General features: G+C 61.6%; 10 protein-coding genes. All 10 read left to right on the plus strand.

Going from position 1 to position 13377, the window contains the following annotated elements:
- The first annotated feature begins 34 nt into the window (after window positions 1-34).
- The 10 genes from ACSQ2A_RS16985 (at window position 35) to ACSQ2A_RS17030 (ending at window position 13340) form a co-directional block, all read left to right on the plus strand.
- Window positions 35-2074: a methyl-accepting chemotaxis protein gene (locus tag ACSQ2A_RS16985; protein WP_436073176.1), complete on the plus strand. Its 2040-nt coding sequence runs from the start codon at window positions 35-37 to the stop codon at window positions 2072-2074.
- Window positions 2075-2326: 252 nt separating this feature from the next.
- Window positions 2327-4735, plus strand: a complete 2409-nt coding sequence (locus tag ACSQ2A_RS16990; RefSeq protein WP_436073177.1) for a methyl-accepting chemotaxis protein — start codon at window positions 2327-2329, stop codon at window positions 4733-4735.
- Between the two features lie 349 nt (window positions 4736-5084).
- Window positions 5085-6785 (plus strand): methyl-accepting chemotaxis protein, encoded by a 1701-nt coding sequence (locus ACSQ2A_RS16995; RefSeq protein ID WP_436073178.1) that lies wholly within the window; start codon window positions 5085-5087, stop codon window positions 6783-6785.
- A gap of 149 nt (window positions 6786-6934) precedes the next feature.
- A complete protein-coding gene (locus tag ACSQ2A_RS17000) occupies window positions 6935-8560 on the plus strand; it encodes a methyl-accepting chemotaxis protein (protein ID WP_436073179.1) in 1626 nt (541 codons plus the stop codon).
- An 82-nt stretch (window positions 8561-8642) separates the two neighbouring features.
- Entirely contained in the window at window positions 8643-9002 is a 360-nt protein-coding gene (locus tag ACSQ2A_RS17005; protein WP_436073180.1) for a hypothetical protein, read from the plus strand.
- A gap of 35 nt (window positions 9003-9037) precedes the next feature.
- Window positions 9038-9400 (plus strand): methylglyoxal synthase, encoded by a 363-nt coding sequence (locus ACSQ2A_RS17010; RefSeq protein WP_295412690.1) that lies wholly within the window; start codon window positions 9038-9040, stop codon window positions 9398-9400.
- A gap of 156 nt (window positions 9401-9556) precedes the next feature.
- A complete protein-coding gene (locus ACSQ2A_RS17015; protein WP_295412688.1) occupies window positions 9557-10342 on the plus strand; it encodes an ABC transporter ATP-binding protein in 786 nt (261 codons plus the stop codon).
- Window positions 10342-11046 (plus strand): ABC transporter ATP-binding protein, encoded by a 705-nt coding sequence (locus ACSQ2A_RS17020; RefSeq protein WP_035085411.1) that lies wholly within the window; start codon window positions 10342-10344, stop codon window positions 11044-11046. The genes ACSQ2A_RS17015 and ACSQ2A_RS17020 overlap by 1 nt, the downstream gene beginning before the upstream one ends.
- 3 nt (window positions 11047-11049) lie before the next feature.
- A complete protein-coding gene (locus ACSQ2A_RS17025) occupies window positions 11050-12054 on the plus strand; it encodes a branched-chain amino acid ABC transporter permease (RefSeq protein WP_436073181.1) in 1005 nt (334 codons plus the stop codon).
- Window positions 12051-13340, plus strand: coding sequence for a branched-chain amino acid ABC transporter permease (locus tag ACSQ2A_RS17030; protein WP_436073182.1), 1290 nt, complete (start codon window positions 12051-12053; stop codon window positions 13338-13340). Before ACSQ2A_RS17025 ends, ACSQ2A_RS17030 begins: the two co-directional genes overlap by 4 nt.
- Window positions 13341-13377 lie beyond the last annotated feature (37 nt).

The following is a 13377-nucleotide window of genomic DNA, read 5'->3' on the forward strand; positions in this document are numbered from 1 at the left end:
ACTCGTCTTAATCGAGCGCTTGAGGGGGTATTTCATGTTCAGCCGAATTTCGGCCTTCGTTGCCGACGTCAAAGTTACCTCTGCCATTGTTTGTCTGGTTGTGGTGACGATTATTCTGTCGATCAGCGCCGTGACATTTGCAGTCTATTCAAGCCTCGGCGCGGCTCTTCGGGAGCAGGCGATCGAACAACAGCATGCCAACCTCAAGACGGCGGCGACGATCCTTTCCGGCAATCTGCCGGGTTCCGAGGCCAAGTGGAGTGAGACCGGGGACCTCGATGGTCTGGTTGCCTGGGCCATGCCGCGCCAGTTCCTCAATCATGACCTTGTCGACTCGATCGTGCGGCTGACGGGAGAATCCGCCACGATCTTCGGCTGGGACGAGGCGCAGCAGGATTTCGTGCGCATGACGACGACGATCGTCGATGAAAAGGGCGAGCGCATTCTCGGCACGGTTCTGGGCAAGACTAGTCCGGCCTATGACTCGGTGGCGGCAGGCACGGCCTATTTCGGTGAAGCGACCATCGTTGGGCGACCCTATTACACGGCCTATCAGCCGATCGTCGATCAGGGCGGCAAGACGCTTGGCGTGCTCTATGTCGGCGTCGACCGGGCGAGGGTTGACGGTACGATCCAGCAATTGCTGCAATTGCTGCTGGCGGTCGGTGGTGGCGTGCTGGTTGTTCTCGGTGTCTTCGGCTTCTTCGTCGCGCGGCTACTGCTGGCGCCCGTGCCGCGGCTGGCCAAGGTCATGGAGACCATTTCGGGCGGCGACTACGACGCCGTCGTTCCCTATGTCGCCCGCAACAACGAAGTGGGCGCCATGGCCAAGTCCGTTGAAGTGTTCCGCGCCAATGGCCTCAAGATGACGGAGATGACCGAGGAAGAACGGCTTGCCTCGCAGCGTCGGCGCATTGAGCGCACCGACATGATGGTTGCCTTGCAGGCAGCCTTCGGGGAAGTGGTCGATGCTGCGATTGCAGGCGATTTTTCCAAGCGCGTGCATGCCCAGTTTGCTGATCCCGAACTCAACAGTCTCGCGGGCAGCGTCAATCGGCTGGTGGAAACCGTCGACCGCGGATTGAGCGAGACCGGGGAGGTGCTCTCCCGGCTTGCCGAGGCCGACCTGACGCACCGCATGGCGGGGAACTATCAGGGGGCCTTTGCCAAGCTCAGCGGTGATACTAACGGCGTCGCGGACAAGCTATGCGATGTCATCGGCCAATTGCGCGTGACCTCGCGGGCGCTGAAAATGGCGACGGGAGAAATCCTCTCCGGGGCAAATGATCTCTCCGAGCGGACCACCAAGCAGGCGGCGACGATCGAAGAAACCTCGGCCGCCATGGAGCAGCTTGCCTCGACCGTTGCCAGCAACGCGGAACTGGCGGGCAAGGCGGGAGCCGATGCCGAAAACGTGTCGCGCGAAGCCGAGGCAACAGGGGTGGTGATGGGCGAGGCCAATGAGGCCATGGAGCGCATTACCCAGTCCTCTGCCAAGATTTCCAATATCATCGGCATGATCGACGACATCGCTTTCCAGACGAATCTGCTGGCTCTCAACGCTTCGGTGGAAGCGGCGCGGGCGGGCGAGGCTGGCAAGGGCTTTGCCGTGGTTGCGGTCGAGGTGCGGCGCCTCGCGCAATCGGCGGCGCAGGCCTCGGCGGAGGTCAAGGAACTGATCGAGAAGAGCGCCACGGAGGTGAGCGGCGGCTCGCGCCTCGTCTCCACTGCGGCGAAGAAGCTCGAAAGCATGCTCGACGCTGTGGTGCGCAATGCCGAGGTGATGCAGACCATCGCCAAGGCGAGCCGCGAGCAAGCCCAGGCCATCGAGGAAGTGGGCACGTCGGTGCGGGTGATGGACGAGATGACCCAGCATAATGCGGCGCTGGTGGAAGAGACCAATGCGGCCATCGAGCAGACCGAGTCTCAGGCGGCCGAGCTCGACCGGGTCGTCGATATCTTTACCGTCGATGAAAGCCGGGCCGGGCCTGCGGTGCAATCGCGGCGTCCGGCAGCGCCCGTCTTCAAGTCCAAGGGCAATGCGGCGTTGTCGCCTGACTGGGACGAGTTCTGACCTTTTGGTTTTCAGACCGATGCATCAAGACGGCGCCCCTTTGGGGCGCCGTCTTCATTTGCCGATATGCTTTACCGGCACTTAACCCAAATCATGCATTGCTACAGTCGGACGCAGACATTGCAAATCATGGTCCGCTTCGGCGGCCACCAGACAGCCCTCTCATAGGCGCTTTCTCTTGGCTTGGCCGAGGGACGGCAGTGGCCTGCGAGGGGATTCCGCCCAGAAGGGCGTGGAGGCAATTGCGTTGAAATGAAGTTTTCCGATCTTTCCATTCGCGCCAAGCTGGTAACGGGCGCTGGGGTTTTGTTTGCGGTCAGCATGGCCGGGCTCATCGCGGGCGGCATCGCCCTGATGTATCAAACGGCGGGCACCGAAGCGCAGGAGCGCGCCAGGGCGCTCGTTGCCTCCTATTCGCAGATGGCTTCCGGCCAGCTCGGTGGCATCGTCAACATGACCCAAGGCGTGGGTGCCGCGATCGAAGGCGCCATTCAGGGTCCGGTGATCGATCGCGATCAATTGGGTCGCATCGTCACCCAGGCGATCGAAGCGCGGCCGACGCTGATGGGCATGACGCTGGCTTTCGAGCCGAACCAGCCGGACGGCCGCGACGCCGAATTCATTGGCCATGCCTATTCCGACCAGGCGGGTCGCTTTGTCCCCTATTTTGCCCGGCCCAATGGCGAGCTGATCGTCGAACAGCTCGATATGTCGCCGGAGGCCGGAACTGGCGATTGGTATGACCTGCCGATCAAGGAAAACCGCAATACGCTGGTGCCGCCCTATAGCTACACCGTGGGCGGCAAGACGGTGCTGATGACCACGGTCAGCGTCGTGATCCGCAGGAATGAAAAGCCAATCGGCATCCTGACCTCGGACCTGACGCTCGACACGATCGCCGGCGTGATCGGCCAGCTCAAGCCCTTTGGCGTGGGCACAGTGCAGATCATCAGCAATAACGGCCTCTGGATCGTTAATCCCGATCCGGCGCTGGCCGGTACGGCGGTGGCGCCCGATGTCGCCGCGGCGCTGCAGGACACCGCGCGCATGGAACAGGGCATGGCCTATGCTGATGCCGATGGCGTGCAGCAGTTTGCCGTGACCACGCAGATGCAGTTCCCGGGCGTGCCCGAGCAGTGGACCATGATCATGCAGGTGCCGCTGGCAACGATCTATGCCGGCGTCGACAATACCCGCAATCTCGCCATCGGCGCCGCGGCGATCCTGGCGCTGGTCGCGCTGGGTCTGGTGTGGTTCGGCGCAGGTTTCATCTCCGGTCCGATCCAGAAGATGACCGCCATCATGCGCGAACTGGCGCAGGGCAAGTATGACCTCGAAGTGCCCTATCAGCAGGGCAAGGATGAAATCGGCAATATGGCGCGGGCCGTGGAAGTGTTCCGCGAAAACGGGCTCAAGATCAGCCAGATGACCGAGGCGGAAGCCGCGCGCATCGTGGCGGACGAACAGCAGCGCCGCGCCATGATGACGGACCTGCAGGCCGCTTTCGGAGAAGTGGTGGATGCCGCCATTGCCGGCGATTTCACCAAGCGCGTCCATGCCGAATTCCCCGATGCCGAACTCAACGGCCTCGCGCGCAGCGTCAATTCGCTGGTCGAGACGGTCGATAGTGGCGTGTCGGAAACCGGTATCGTGCTCGGGGCCCTGGCGCAGACTGACCTCACGGTTCGCATGCAGGGCAATTTCAGCGGTGCCTTTGCCAAGTTGAAGAATGACGCCAATGCCGTGGCCGAGACGCTGAGCGATGTCGTCGGCCAGCTCAAGCACACCTCGCGCTCGATCAAGACGGCAACCGGGGAAATCCTCTCGGGCGCCAATGATCTCAGCGAACGCACGACCAAGCAGGCGGCGACCATCGAGGAAACCTCGGCGGCCATGGAGCAGCTGGCTCACACCGTGCTGCAGAATGCCGACCGGGCGCGCGATGCTAATGCCGATGCGCAATTGGTGAGCCGCACGGCCGAAGAGGGCGGCGAAGTGATGAGCCGCGCCACCAAGGCCATGGAGCAAATCTCGACCTCCTCGGGCAAGATCTCCAACATTATTGGCCTCATCGACGATATTGCCTTCCAGACCAATCTGCTGGCCCTCAACGCTTCGGTGGAAGCGGCGCGTGCTGGCGATGCGGGCAAGGGTTTTGCCGTGGTGGCCGTGGAAGTGCGGCGGCTTGCCCAGTCGGCCGCCCAGGCCTCCTCGGACGTCAAAGCCTTGATCGAGGCGTCCTCGGGTGAAGTCGGGGCCGGTACCAAGCTCGTGGCGGAAGCGGCGGCAAAACTCGCCGCCATGCTTGAAGCGGCGCGCTCCAATTCGGCGCTGATGGAAGGCATGGCCCGCGACAGCCGCGAGCAGGCCGCGGCGATCGAGGAAGTGACTGTTGCCGTGCGGCAGATGGACGAGATGACCCAGCACAATGCGGCGCTGGTGGAACAAACCAATGCCGCCATCGAGCAGACCGAAGCCCAGGCGAGCGAGCTCGATCGGATCGTGGCGGTGTTCCACACCGACGATCGATCTGCCGCGCCCCAGCCGGCAGTGTCCAGGTCTCACCGTCCGGCACCACGACCGGTTGCAAGCCAGAAAGCGGCCAAGGCCTATCTCAGCCAGGGTAGCGCTGCCATCTCGGCGGACTGGGACGAGTTCTGATCGAGACCACGGCGCGGACGATTGGTTCGCCAAGCACTGAAAGCAAAGGGGCGCCGAGATGGCGCCCCTCGTTATTCGCCGGGACAGAGTGCCCTCAATAAAGGCGCGCCTATCATCGCCCGAGATCTAGTAACGATAGATACAATCGCGAATGCGTATTCCTGCGTAGAGTATAGTCGAATTATCTACTGACGGATTTTGTCATATTATTCCGGCGTATGTCTTTTTACATGCGGTTCGCAAAATACGAAAAACATTCTACTTGGCGAGAAAGCCTTTGTTAACCCTCGGGGCGCAGCCTCATAAAGAGGACGATAGGCGGCTGTCGTCCCAGACAAGAGGCCAAAAAATGCGAGCGCTGGGCTTTGGGCAGGGTGCTTCGATACGTGATCTCGAGGCCAAGTGTGCGGCCATATCGCGTAGCCAGGCAGTCATCGAATTCACCCTTGAAGGCAAGATCATAACGGCCAACGAGAACTTTCTCGGCGCGATGGGATATCGCCTCGACGAAATCGTCGGCAAGCACCACTCGATGTTCTGCGATCCTGCCTTTGCCACGAGCGAAGAGTACAGGAATTTCTGGGCCGAGCTCCGGCGCGGTTCGTTTCAGTCCGCGGCCTATCGGCGGCTTGCCAAGGGCGGGCGCGAAATCTGGATCCAGGCGAGCTACAACCCGGTCATGGACAAGTCCGGCAAGCCGGTAAAGGTCATCAAGTTTGCCACCGACATTACCGAACAGGTAAGCCGGGCGGCCGATCACAAGGCGCAGGTGGAAGCGATTTCACGCGTCCAGGCCGTCATCGCCTTCAAGCTCGATGGTACGATCATGGAGGCGAACCAGAACTTTCTCGCCACCCTTGGCTATCGCCTCGAAGAAATCGTCGGGCGGCATCATTCCATGTTCTGCGACAAGGACTTTGCCGCAAGCGCTGAATACCGCTCCTTCTGGCAAAGATTGGGGGCGGGCGAATATATCTCGGCTGAGTTCCAGCGTTTTGGCAAGGGCAGCAAGGAGATCTGGATCCAGGCCTCCTACAACCCCATTTTCGATGCTGCCGGCAAGGTGGTGAAGGTCGTCAAGTTCGCCACCGATATTTCCGAACGCAAGCGGGCCGAAGGCATTATTGCGCTGCTGACGCAGAGCCTTGCGCGCATGTCCAATGGGGACCTTGGCGGACGGATCGATACCAGCTTTACCGGGCAGTATGAGCAGCTCCGGCAGGCCTTCAACCAGTCGCTGAGCCAACTCGAAACCATTGTTGGCGGCCTGCGCAATGCGTCAGGTTCACTCAAGACCGCGACCGCCGAAATCCTGGCTGGGGCCAATGATCTGTCGCAGCGCACGACGCGCCAGGCGGCAACCATCGAGGAAACCTCGGCCGCCGTCGAGCAGCTTGCCGGGACCGTTGCTGATAATGCAACGCGGGCGGCGACAGCCAGCGACAAGGCCCGGAGCCTGGCTGAAGACGCGACCAAGGGCGGCACGGTGATGGGTGATGCGACCGCAGCCATGGCGGCCATCGAGGCCTCGTCGGGCAAGATTTCCAACATCATCGGGCTGATCGACGACATTGCCTTCCAGACCAACCTCCTTGCCCTCAATGCTTCAGTGGAAGCGGCGCGGGCGGGCGACGCCGGCAAGGGTTTTGCCGTGGTGGCGGTCGAAGTGCGGCGCCTCGCGCAATCGGCGGCGCAGGCTTCGGCCGACGTCAAGGCCCTGATTGAGACCAGCGCCGGCGAAGTGCGGACCGGCGCCCAGCTCGTCGAACAGGCGGCACGAAAACTCGATGACATCCTTCACGGGGCCGAGGACAGTTTTGGATTGATCGGGGAGATGGCCAAGGCCAGCCGCGAACAATCGAGCGCGCTCAATGAGGTGGCTACCGCAGTTCGGCAGATGGACGAAATGACGCAGCACAATGCGGCGCTGGTGGAACAGACCAACGCGGCCATCGAACAGACCGAAGCCCAGGCGGCCAAGCTTGACAGCATTGTCGATGTCTTCCGCCAGGAGCCAAGGGGCACACGGCAGGAGCGCTCGGCGGCCTAGCTAGAACTGCCTTTTCTTTGGGCAATTTTGAACCGGTAAACCGGAAATTTACCAAGAGTGCCATAGGGTTCTGGGGTTGATCGTGACCAAGATTGGGAACTTGCGCGCGGTTCAAGCCAAGTAATCCCGACGTTCGTCAAAGGCCGGTCATGTCTAAATCTTCTCACGAGCTGCTGCAGTCGCGGCTGGATTTCGTTCAACTCGATGAGGAGGCTCGGTCGCGCCTCGTGCGTATCCGGCCGCTGATCGAAGCCCATCTCGTGCCGGCGCTCGAGCGGTTCTATGGCCATATCGCGACCGTTCCGGCCGTGGCGCGCTTCTTCGACGGTAAGCCGCAGATGAACCGCGCCCAGGGTAAGCAGGTCGGCCACTGGAGCGCCATTGCCTCGGGCCAGCTCGATGCCAACTACTTTGAAGCGAGCACGCGCGTCGGCCTTCGACATGCGCTGATCGGGCTCGAACCGCGCTGGCATATTGGTGGATACAGCCTCATCATCGAAACGCTGGTGACCGGTATCATCACCGACTACATGGCTACGGCGCTGACCCCCACCAAGGGCGCGTTCGGGCGTTCGGTGCCGCGCGATCCCAAGGAGATCATGAAGGACGTTGAAGTGCTGACCGGCTCGCTGGTTTCGGTGCTCAAGGCGGTCCTGCTCGACATCGATATCGGCGTCTCGGCCTATTTCGAAAAGCTCAATGAAGACACCAAGAAAGCCGACGATGCGGCCAAGGCCAAGATCGAGGCGGCCGTGTCTGCTGCCGGCGCGGTGCTGCAGGATGTGGCGCGGGGCGACCTGACGACGCGCGTGACGGCCGAGCTCGAACCCGAATTCGACCAGATCAAGCACGATACCAATGCCGTGGCCGAGCGGCTCAGCACCATTGTCGCGCAATTGCAGCAGACTTCGCGCCAGATGAAGGTGGCGACGAGCGAGATTCTGTCGGGCACCAATGACCTGGCCGACCGCACGACCCGCCAGGCCGCGACCATTGAAGAGACGACCGCAGCAATCGAACAGCTCTCGACGGCTGTGGTGGAGAACGCCAAGCGCGCGGCGACCGCCAGCGACAAGGCACGCAGCGTGGCAGAAAGCGCGACGACCGGCGGAGAGGCGATCACCGCCGCCAATGGCGCCATGGGTGCAATCGAAACCTCTTCGGCCAAGATTTCCAACATCATCGGCCTCATCGATGACATCGCCTTCCAGACCAACCTGCTTGCCCTGAACGCTTCGGTGGAAGCGGCGCGCGCCGGCGAAGCAGGCAAGGGCTTTGCTGTCGTCGCTGTGGAAGTGCGGCGGCTGGCACAGTCGGCCGCCAATGCCTCCTCGGAAGTGAAGGCGCTGATCGAAACCAGCGCTGCCGAAGTGCGCAGCGGCACGCAATTGGTCGCCCGTGCCGCCGAAGTGCTGCTCGATATTCTGGCCGGTGCCCAGGAGAGCGCGACCTTGATCGATACGATCGCCCAGGCCAATCGCACCCAGTCCGCGGCGCTTGAGGAAGTGACCGTGGCCGTGCGGCAGATGGACGAAATGACCCAGCACAATGCGGCGCTGGTGGAAGAAACCAATGCCGCCATCGAACAGACCGAAGCCCAGGCCAGCGAACTCGACAAGATCGTCGATGTGTTCCGCATCGAGGGCCACCAGCGTCTTGCCGCAGCGCCCGTTTCTGTCACCCGCCAGCCCAAGGCGGTGGCAAAACCCGCCGCAAAACCCGTGCCCAAGAGCTATGGCAATACGGCCCTGGCGCAGGATTGGGACGAGTTCTGAGGCCTGCTGACAGCACCTGTCATCGCAAGCGATGAAAACAAGGCGTCGCCCATGAGGCGGCGCTTTTCTTTTGGATGGCGCGATGCAGGATCTTCCTGGCCTCAGTGATCTGCTCGATCCACTACCCGACGAGATCGGCGCCTTGGCGCGCGACCTGATCGGACTTGTGGGCGGCATGCCGGGATTGACGGGAAAAGTCATGAGCGGCTGGCGCTCGGTCAATTTCCGTCACGCCAGGGCGGGGCATGTCTGTGCGGTCTTTCCCTATGCCGACCGGGTCTCGCTCTATTTCGAGCACGGGCGGGTGCTGGCCGACCCCGAGGGTCTGCTGATGGGCGAAGAGCTGAAGAAAGGGCGCTTCCTTCGGCTCTATCCCGGTGCGTCGATTCCAGAGGCCGCCATCTATGTGCTGGTCAGCGAGGCCATTGCGCTTTTCGCCTGAGCCGTGCTTGAAGAGGACCGGTTAGGGAGACAAGCATGGCTCGCATTGGTCTTGTGGCGCATGACGACAAGAAGGATGACCTTTGTGCCTGGGCCGAACGGCATCGGCACAAGCTTGTCCAGCATGAGCTTTGGGGCACGGGAACGACCGGGAGCCGCGTCATGGCGGCGACAGGGCTTGAGGTGTCCCTGCTCAAGAGCGGACCTTTGGGAGGCGACCAGCAGCTTGGTGCGATGATCTGCGAAGGCCGGCTCGACGTGCTGATCTTCTTCATCGATCCGCTCTCGGCCCAGCCGCATGATGTCGATGTGAAGGCGCTGACGCGCCTCGCGACGCTCTATGATGTGCCGCTTGCCAACAATCGCTCCACGGCGGACGCGGTTCTCGCGGCCGTCTGAGCTTCTGATATCTTTTCAAAAATCGATTTCACCGGGCCTTTTTGTCCCCAGGGGCCGCGCAGTGGCGTTGACCATAACTCCTGCTTGTGAGCAGATGCCCCAAAATTGCCCGGATTTAACCGGGCGGCATGGCATTCAGGAAATTCGGGGCGCTTAGTGACCACCGATTTGGTTATAGACGTTCGCAACGTCTCCAAAAGATTTGGCGGCCTCACGGCCGTCAACAATTGCTCGCTCTCGGTCCGGCGCGGATCGATAACCGGGCTCATCGGGCCCAATGGCGCTGGTAAGTCGACCCTGTTCAACATGGTCGCTGGCAATATCACGCCCGATAGCGGCCAGGTCATCTTCGATGGTGCCGATGTCACTGGTATGAAACCCTACCAGCTTTTCCGCATCGGCATGCTGCGCACCTTCCAGATCGCGCACGAATTTTCGCAGATGACGGCGCTCGAAAACCTGATGATGGTGCCGGGCGACCAGCCGGGCGAGCATCTGCTCTCGACCTGGTTTCGGCCCGGGCTGGTGAAAAGCCGCGAGACCGACGTCCGCAAGAAGGCGCTCGACGTCATCGACTTTTTGAAACTCGGCCATGTGCGCAACGAACTGGCCGGGAACCTTTCGGGCGGTCAGAAAAAACTGCTCGAACTTGGCCGTACCATGATGGTCGACGCCAAGGTGGTGCTGCTCGATGAAGTCGCGGCCGGCGTTAACAAGAGCCTCCTCAATGATCTGGCCAGCAATATCGAGCGCATGAATCGCGAGCTTGGCTATACGTTCTTCGTCATCGAGCATGACATGGACCTGATCGGCCGGCTCTGCGATCCCGTCATCGTCATGGCGCAGGGCGAAAAGATCGCCGAAGGCCCGATGGCCGAAATCCGCGCCAATCCCCAAATCGTCGAAGCCTATTTCGGCTCGCCTGCCGAGGTAGCTGTCTGATGCCGCTTATTGAGCTGAAACACGTCGTTGGCGGCTATGGTGGCGCGCCGATCTTGAACGGCGTCAATATCGCCATCGAGAAATCAGATATCGGTGTCATCGTCGGCCCCAATGGCGCCGGCAAGTCGACGACGCTCAAGGCCATTTTTGGGCTTTTGAAGGTCACCGGCGGCACCATTGATTTCGGTGGCGAGAACATCGCCAATTCCCTGCCCGACAAGCTCGTCCCCAAGGGGCTGAGCTTCGTGCCGCAGGAGAAGAACGTTTTCACCTCGATGTCGGTCGAAGAAAATCTCGAAATGGGCGCCTTTACGCGCACCGACGATTTTTCGAGCACCATGGAATGGGTCTACGAAATGTTCCCGGTGCTGCGCGAAAAGCGCCGGCAGCCGGCGGGCGAGCTTTCGGGCGGCCAGCGGCAGATGGTGGCCATGGGCCGCGCGCTGATGAGCAAGCCGACGCTGCTGATGCTCGACGAGCCGTCGGCGGGTCTTTCGCCGCGCTATGTCATTGAGATCTTTGAGACCATCCAGCGCGTCAACAAGGAAGGCGTTGGCATTCTCATGGTCGAGCAGAATGCAAGACAGGCCCTGGCCTTTGCCTCCAAGGGTTTCGTGCTTGCCAGCGGGCAGAACCGCTTCACCGGCACCGGGGCGGAGCTGATCGCCGATCCGGAAGTCGCCAAGTCTTTCCTCGGGGGCTGAGCCGTGACCGAACTCATTTTCTTCACCAATCAGGTGGTCATTTCTGGTCTCGTTCTCGGCTGCATCTATGCCCTGGGCGCTATCGGTATCACCCTGGTCTTCGGCATTCTGCGCTTCGCACACTTTGCCCATTCCGAACTCATGACCGGCGGCGCGTTCATCGCCTTCCTGCTGGCGAGCCTTTTTGCCGCCTGGGGCATCGTGACGCCGATCCCCACCGGCTTTGTCGTCCTGCCCATCGCCATGGTTCTGGCCGCCATCCTCGCCCTGGGGATCGACAAGGGTTTTTATGCGCCGCTGCGCAAGCGCGGCGCCAAGCCGGTGACGCTGCTGATTGCCTCGATCGGCGTGACGCTGATGATCCAGGGGCTTATCCGCCTGTTCTTTGGCGCGGGCTCTTATTCCTTCTTCGAGACCGAGCCCAAGGAAGTGTTCCGCATGGACATGACCAGTATCGGCTCGACCAGGCCGCTGGTGATCACCGAGCCGCAAGTGTTGATGATCGTCGTTACCCTGGTGTCGGTGCTGGCGCTACATTTCTTCCTGACGCGATCGCGGCTCGGCAAAGCCATGCGAGCCATGGCCGACAATGCCGACCTCGCCCAGGTTTCGGGCATCAACACCGCGCTCGTCGTGCGCGTGACCTGGATCATAGCTGGCGCGCTGGGCTGCATGGCCGGCACCATGCTGGCACTGGACGTGACGCTGAAACCGGATCTCGCCTTCAACATCATCCTGCCGATCTTTGCTGCCGCCATCGTCGGTGGCCTCGGCCAGGCCTATGGTGCGATTGCCGGGGGCTTGCTGATCGGCTTTGCCGAAACGCTGGCCGTGTTCAACTGGACCATGCTGCTGCGGCCGCTCAATGCGATCCTGCCCGAGTGGATGCAATTGCCGCCGACGCTGGCTCTGGTGCCGACCGAATATAAGCTTACCGTCGCCTTCGTCATTCTCGTCGTCACCCTGCTCGTGCGACCCACGGGCATTTTTAAGGGAGCCTCGTCATGATCCAGCGTTCCCTGACGCTTTTCGGCGGCCTTTTCGTTCTCATCCTGCTCATGGGCTGGGTGATGGGCGCCCCCTTTACCTCCTCGCGCCTCGTGGAAGCAGCCGCCTATGCGCTGATCGCGCTTGGGCTCAATATCCAGTGGGGCTATGGCGGGCTGTTCAATTTCGGCATCATGGGTTTTCTCATGGTGGGCGGCGCTGCCGTCACCTTCATTTCCTATCCGGTCAATCCGGTCTTCTGGGGCAGTGAAGGCCCGGCCATGCTCGGGCGGGCACTGCTGGCCTTTGCCGGCGGGGCCCTGATCGTCCTCGCCGCGCGCAAGGCTGATCGCATCGGCATTACCGGCAAGTGGAAGGCCGTGCTGACCGTTCTCGCCTGGTTCGTCGCCTATGTGCTCTATCGCAGCCAACTCGATCCGGCGGCCGCCTATATCGAATCGGCGGCCGGTGGCGGCTGGGTCGGTGGTCTTGGCGGCCACCCGATCCTGGGCTGGGTTTTTGGCGGCGTTCTGGCCGCCGGCATCGCCTATGTGGTTGGCAAAATCTGCCTTGGCCTCAGGACCGACTATCTCGCCATCGCGACCATCGGCATTTCCGAAATCATCCGCGCGCTGATCAAGAACATGGACTGGCTGACGCGCGGCACGCTGACCGTGTCGCCGATCCCATGGCCGACGCCGCTGCCGCAGGATTTCCAGGCTGGTGGCATGAACATCGCCACTTCGCTGCTTGCCGCACGCGCTGGTTACCTCTTGCTCGCCTTGGTTGTGCTCGGCGTCGTGCTCTGGCTGATTTCGCGTGCCTATGCCGGTCCCTGGGGCCGCATGATGCGGGCCATTCGCGACAACCACATTGCCGCGACCTCCATGGGCAAGAACGTCACCGCCCGCCAGCTCGAAATTTTCGTTTTCGGCTCGGTGCTGATGGGCATTGGCGGGGCCATGCTGGTCAGCTTCGTGCAGATTTTCGATCCCTCCAGCTATCAGCCGATCAACCACACCTTCCTCATCTGGGTCATGGTGATTGTCGGCGGTGCGGGCAACAATTGGGGCGCCCTGTTTGGGGCCGTGCTGCTCTGGCTGATATGGGTGGTATCGGAGCCGCTGTCCAAGGCGGTATTCGAATTCGTCAGCACATGGTCGACGCAATTCGGCTGGGGCGCCATCCCGGAAATCGAGGCGCGTTCGGCTCAGATGCGCGTCTTCGTGCTGGGCCTGGTCATCACCATTGCGCTGCGATTTGCACCCAAGGGTCTCATTCCCGAAGTGGTCAAACGCGAGAGCTAATTCGTCCAATACTTGACAAATGTCCAAATATGGACAA

It is taken from the genome of Devosia sp. LjRoot3 (genome assembly GCF_964252865.1).
Taxonomy (GTDB): domain Bacteria; phylum Pseudomonadota; class Alphaproteobacteria; order Rhizobiales; family Devosiaceae; genus Devosia.

Coding starts and splice junctions, on each gene's coding strand:
- ACSQ2A_RS17030 (WP_436073182.1), top strand. CDS start 12,051: ATGATCCAGCGTTCCCTGACGCTTTTCGGCGGCCTTTTCGTTCTCATC.
- ACSQ2A_RS16990 (WP_436073177.1), top strand. CDS start 2,327: ATGAAGTTTTCCGATCTTTCCATTCGCGCCAAGCTGGTAACGGGCGCT.
- ACSQ2A_RS16985 (WP_436073176.1), top strand. CDS start 35: ATGTTCAGCCGAATTTCGGCCTTCGTTGCCGACGTCAAAGTTACCTCT.
- ACSQ2A_RS17005 (WP_436073180.1), top strand. CDS start 8,643: ATGCAGGATCTTCCTGGCCTCAGTGATCTGCTCGATCCACTACCCGAC.
- ACSQ2A_RS17020 (WP_035085411.1), top strand. CDS start 10,342: ATGCCGCTTATTGAGCTGAAACACGTCGTTGGCGGCTATGGTGGCGCG.
- ACSQ2A_RS16995 (WP_436073178.1), top strand. CDS start 5,085: ATGCGAGCGCTGGGCTTTGGGCAGGGTGCTTCGATACGTGATCTCGAG.
- ACSQ2A_RS17000 (WP_436073179.1), top strand. CDS start 6,935: ATGTCTAAATCTTCTCACGAGCTGCTGCAGTCGCGGCTGGATTTCGTT.
- ACSQ2A_RS17010 (WP_295412690.1), top strand. CDS start 9,038: ATGGCTCGCATTGGTCTTGTGGCGCATGACGACAAGAAGGATGACCTT.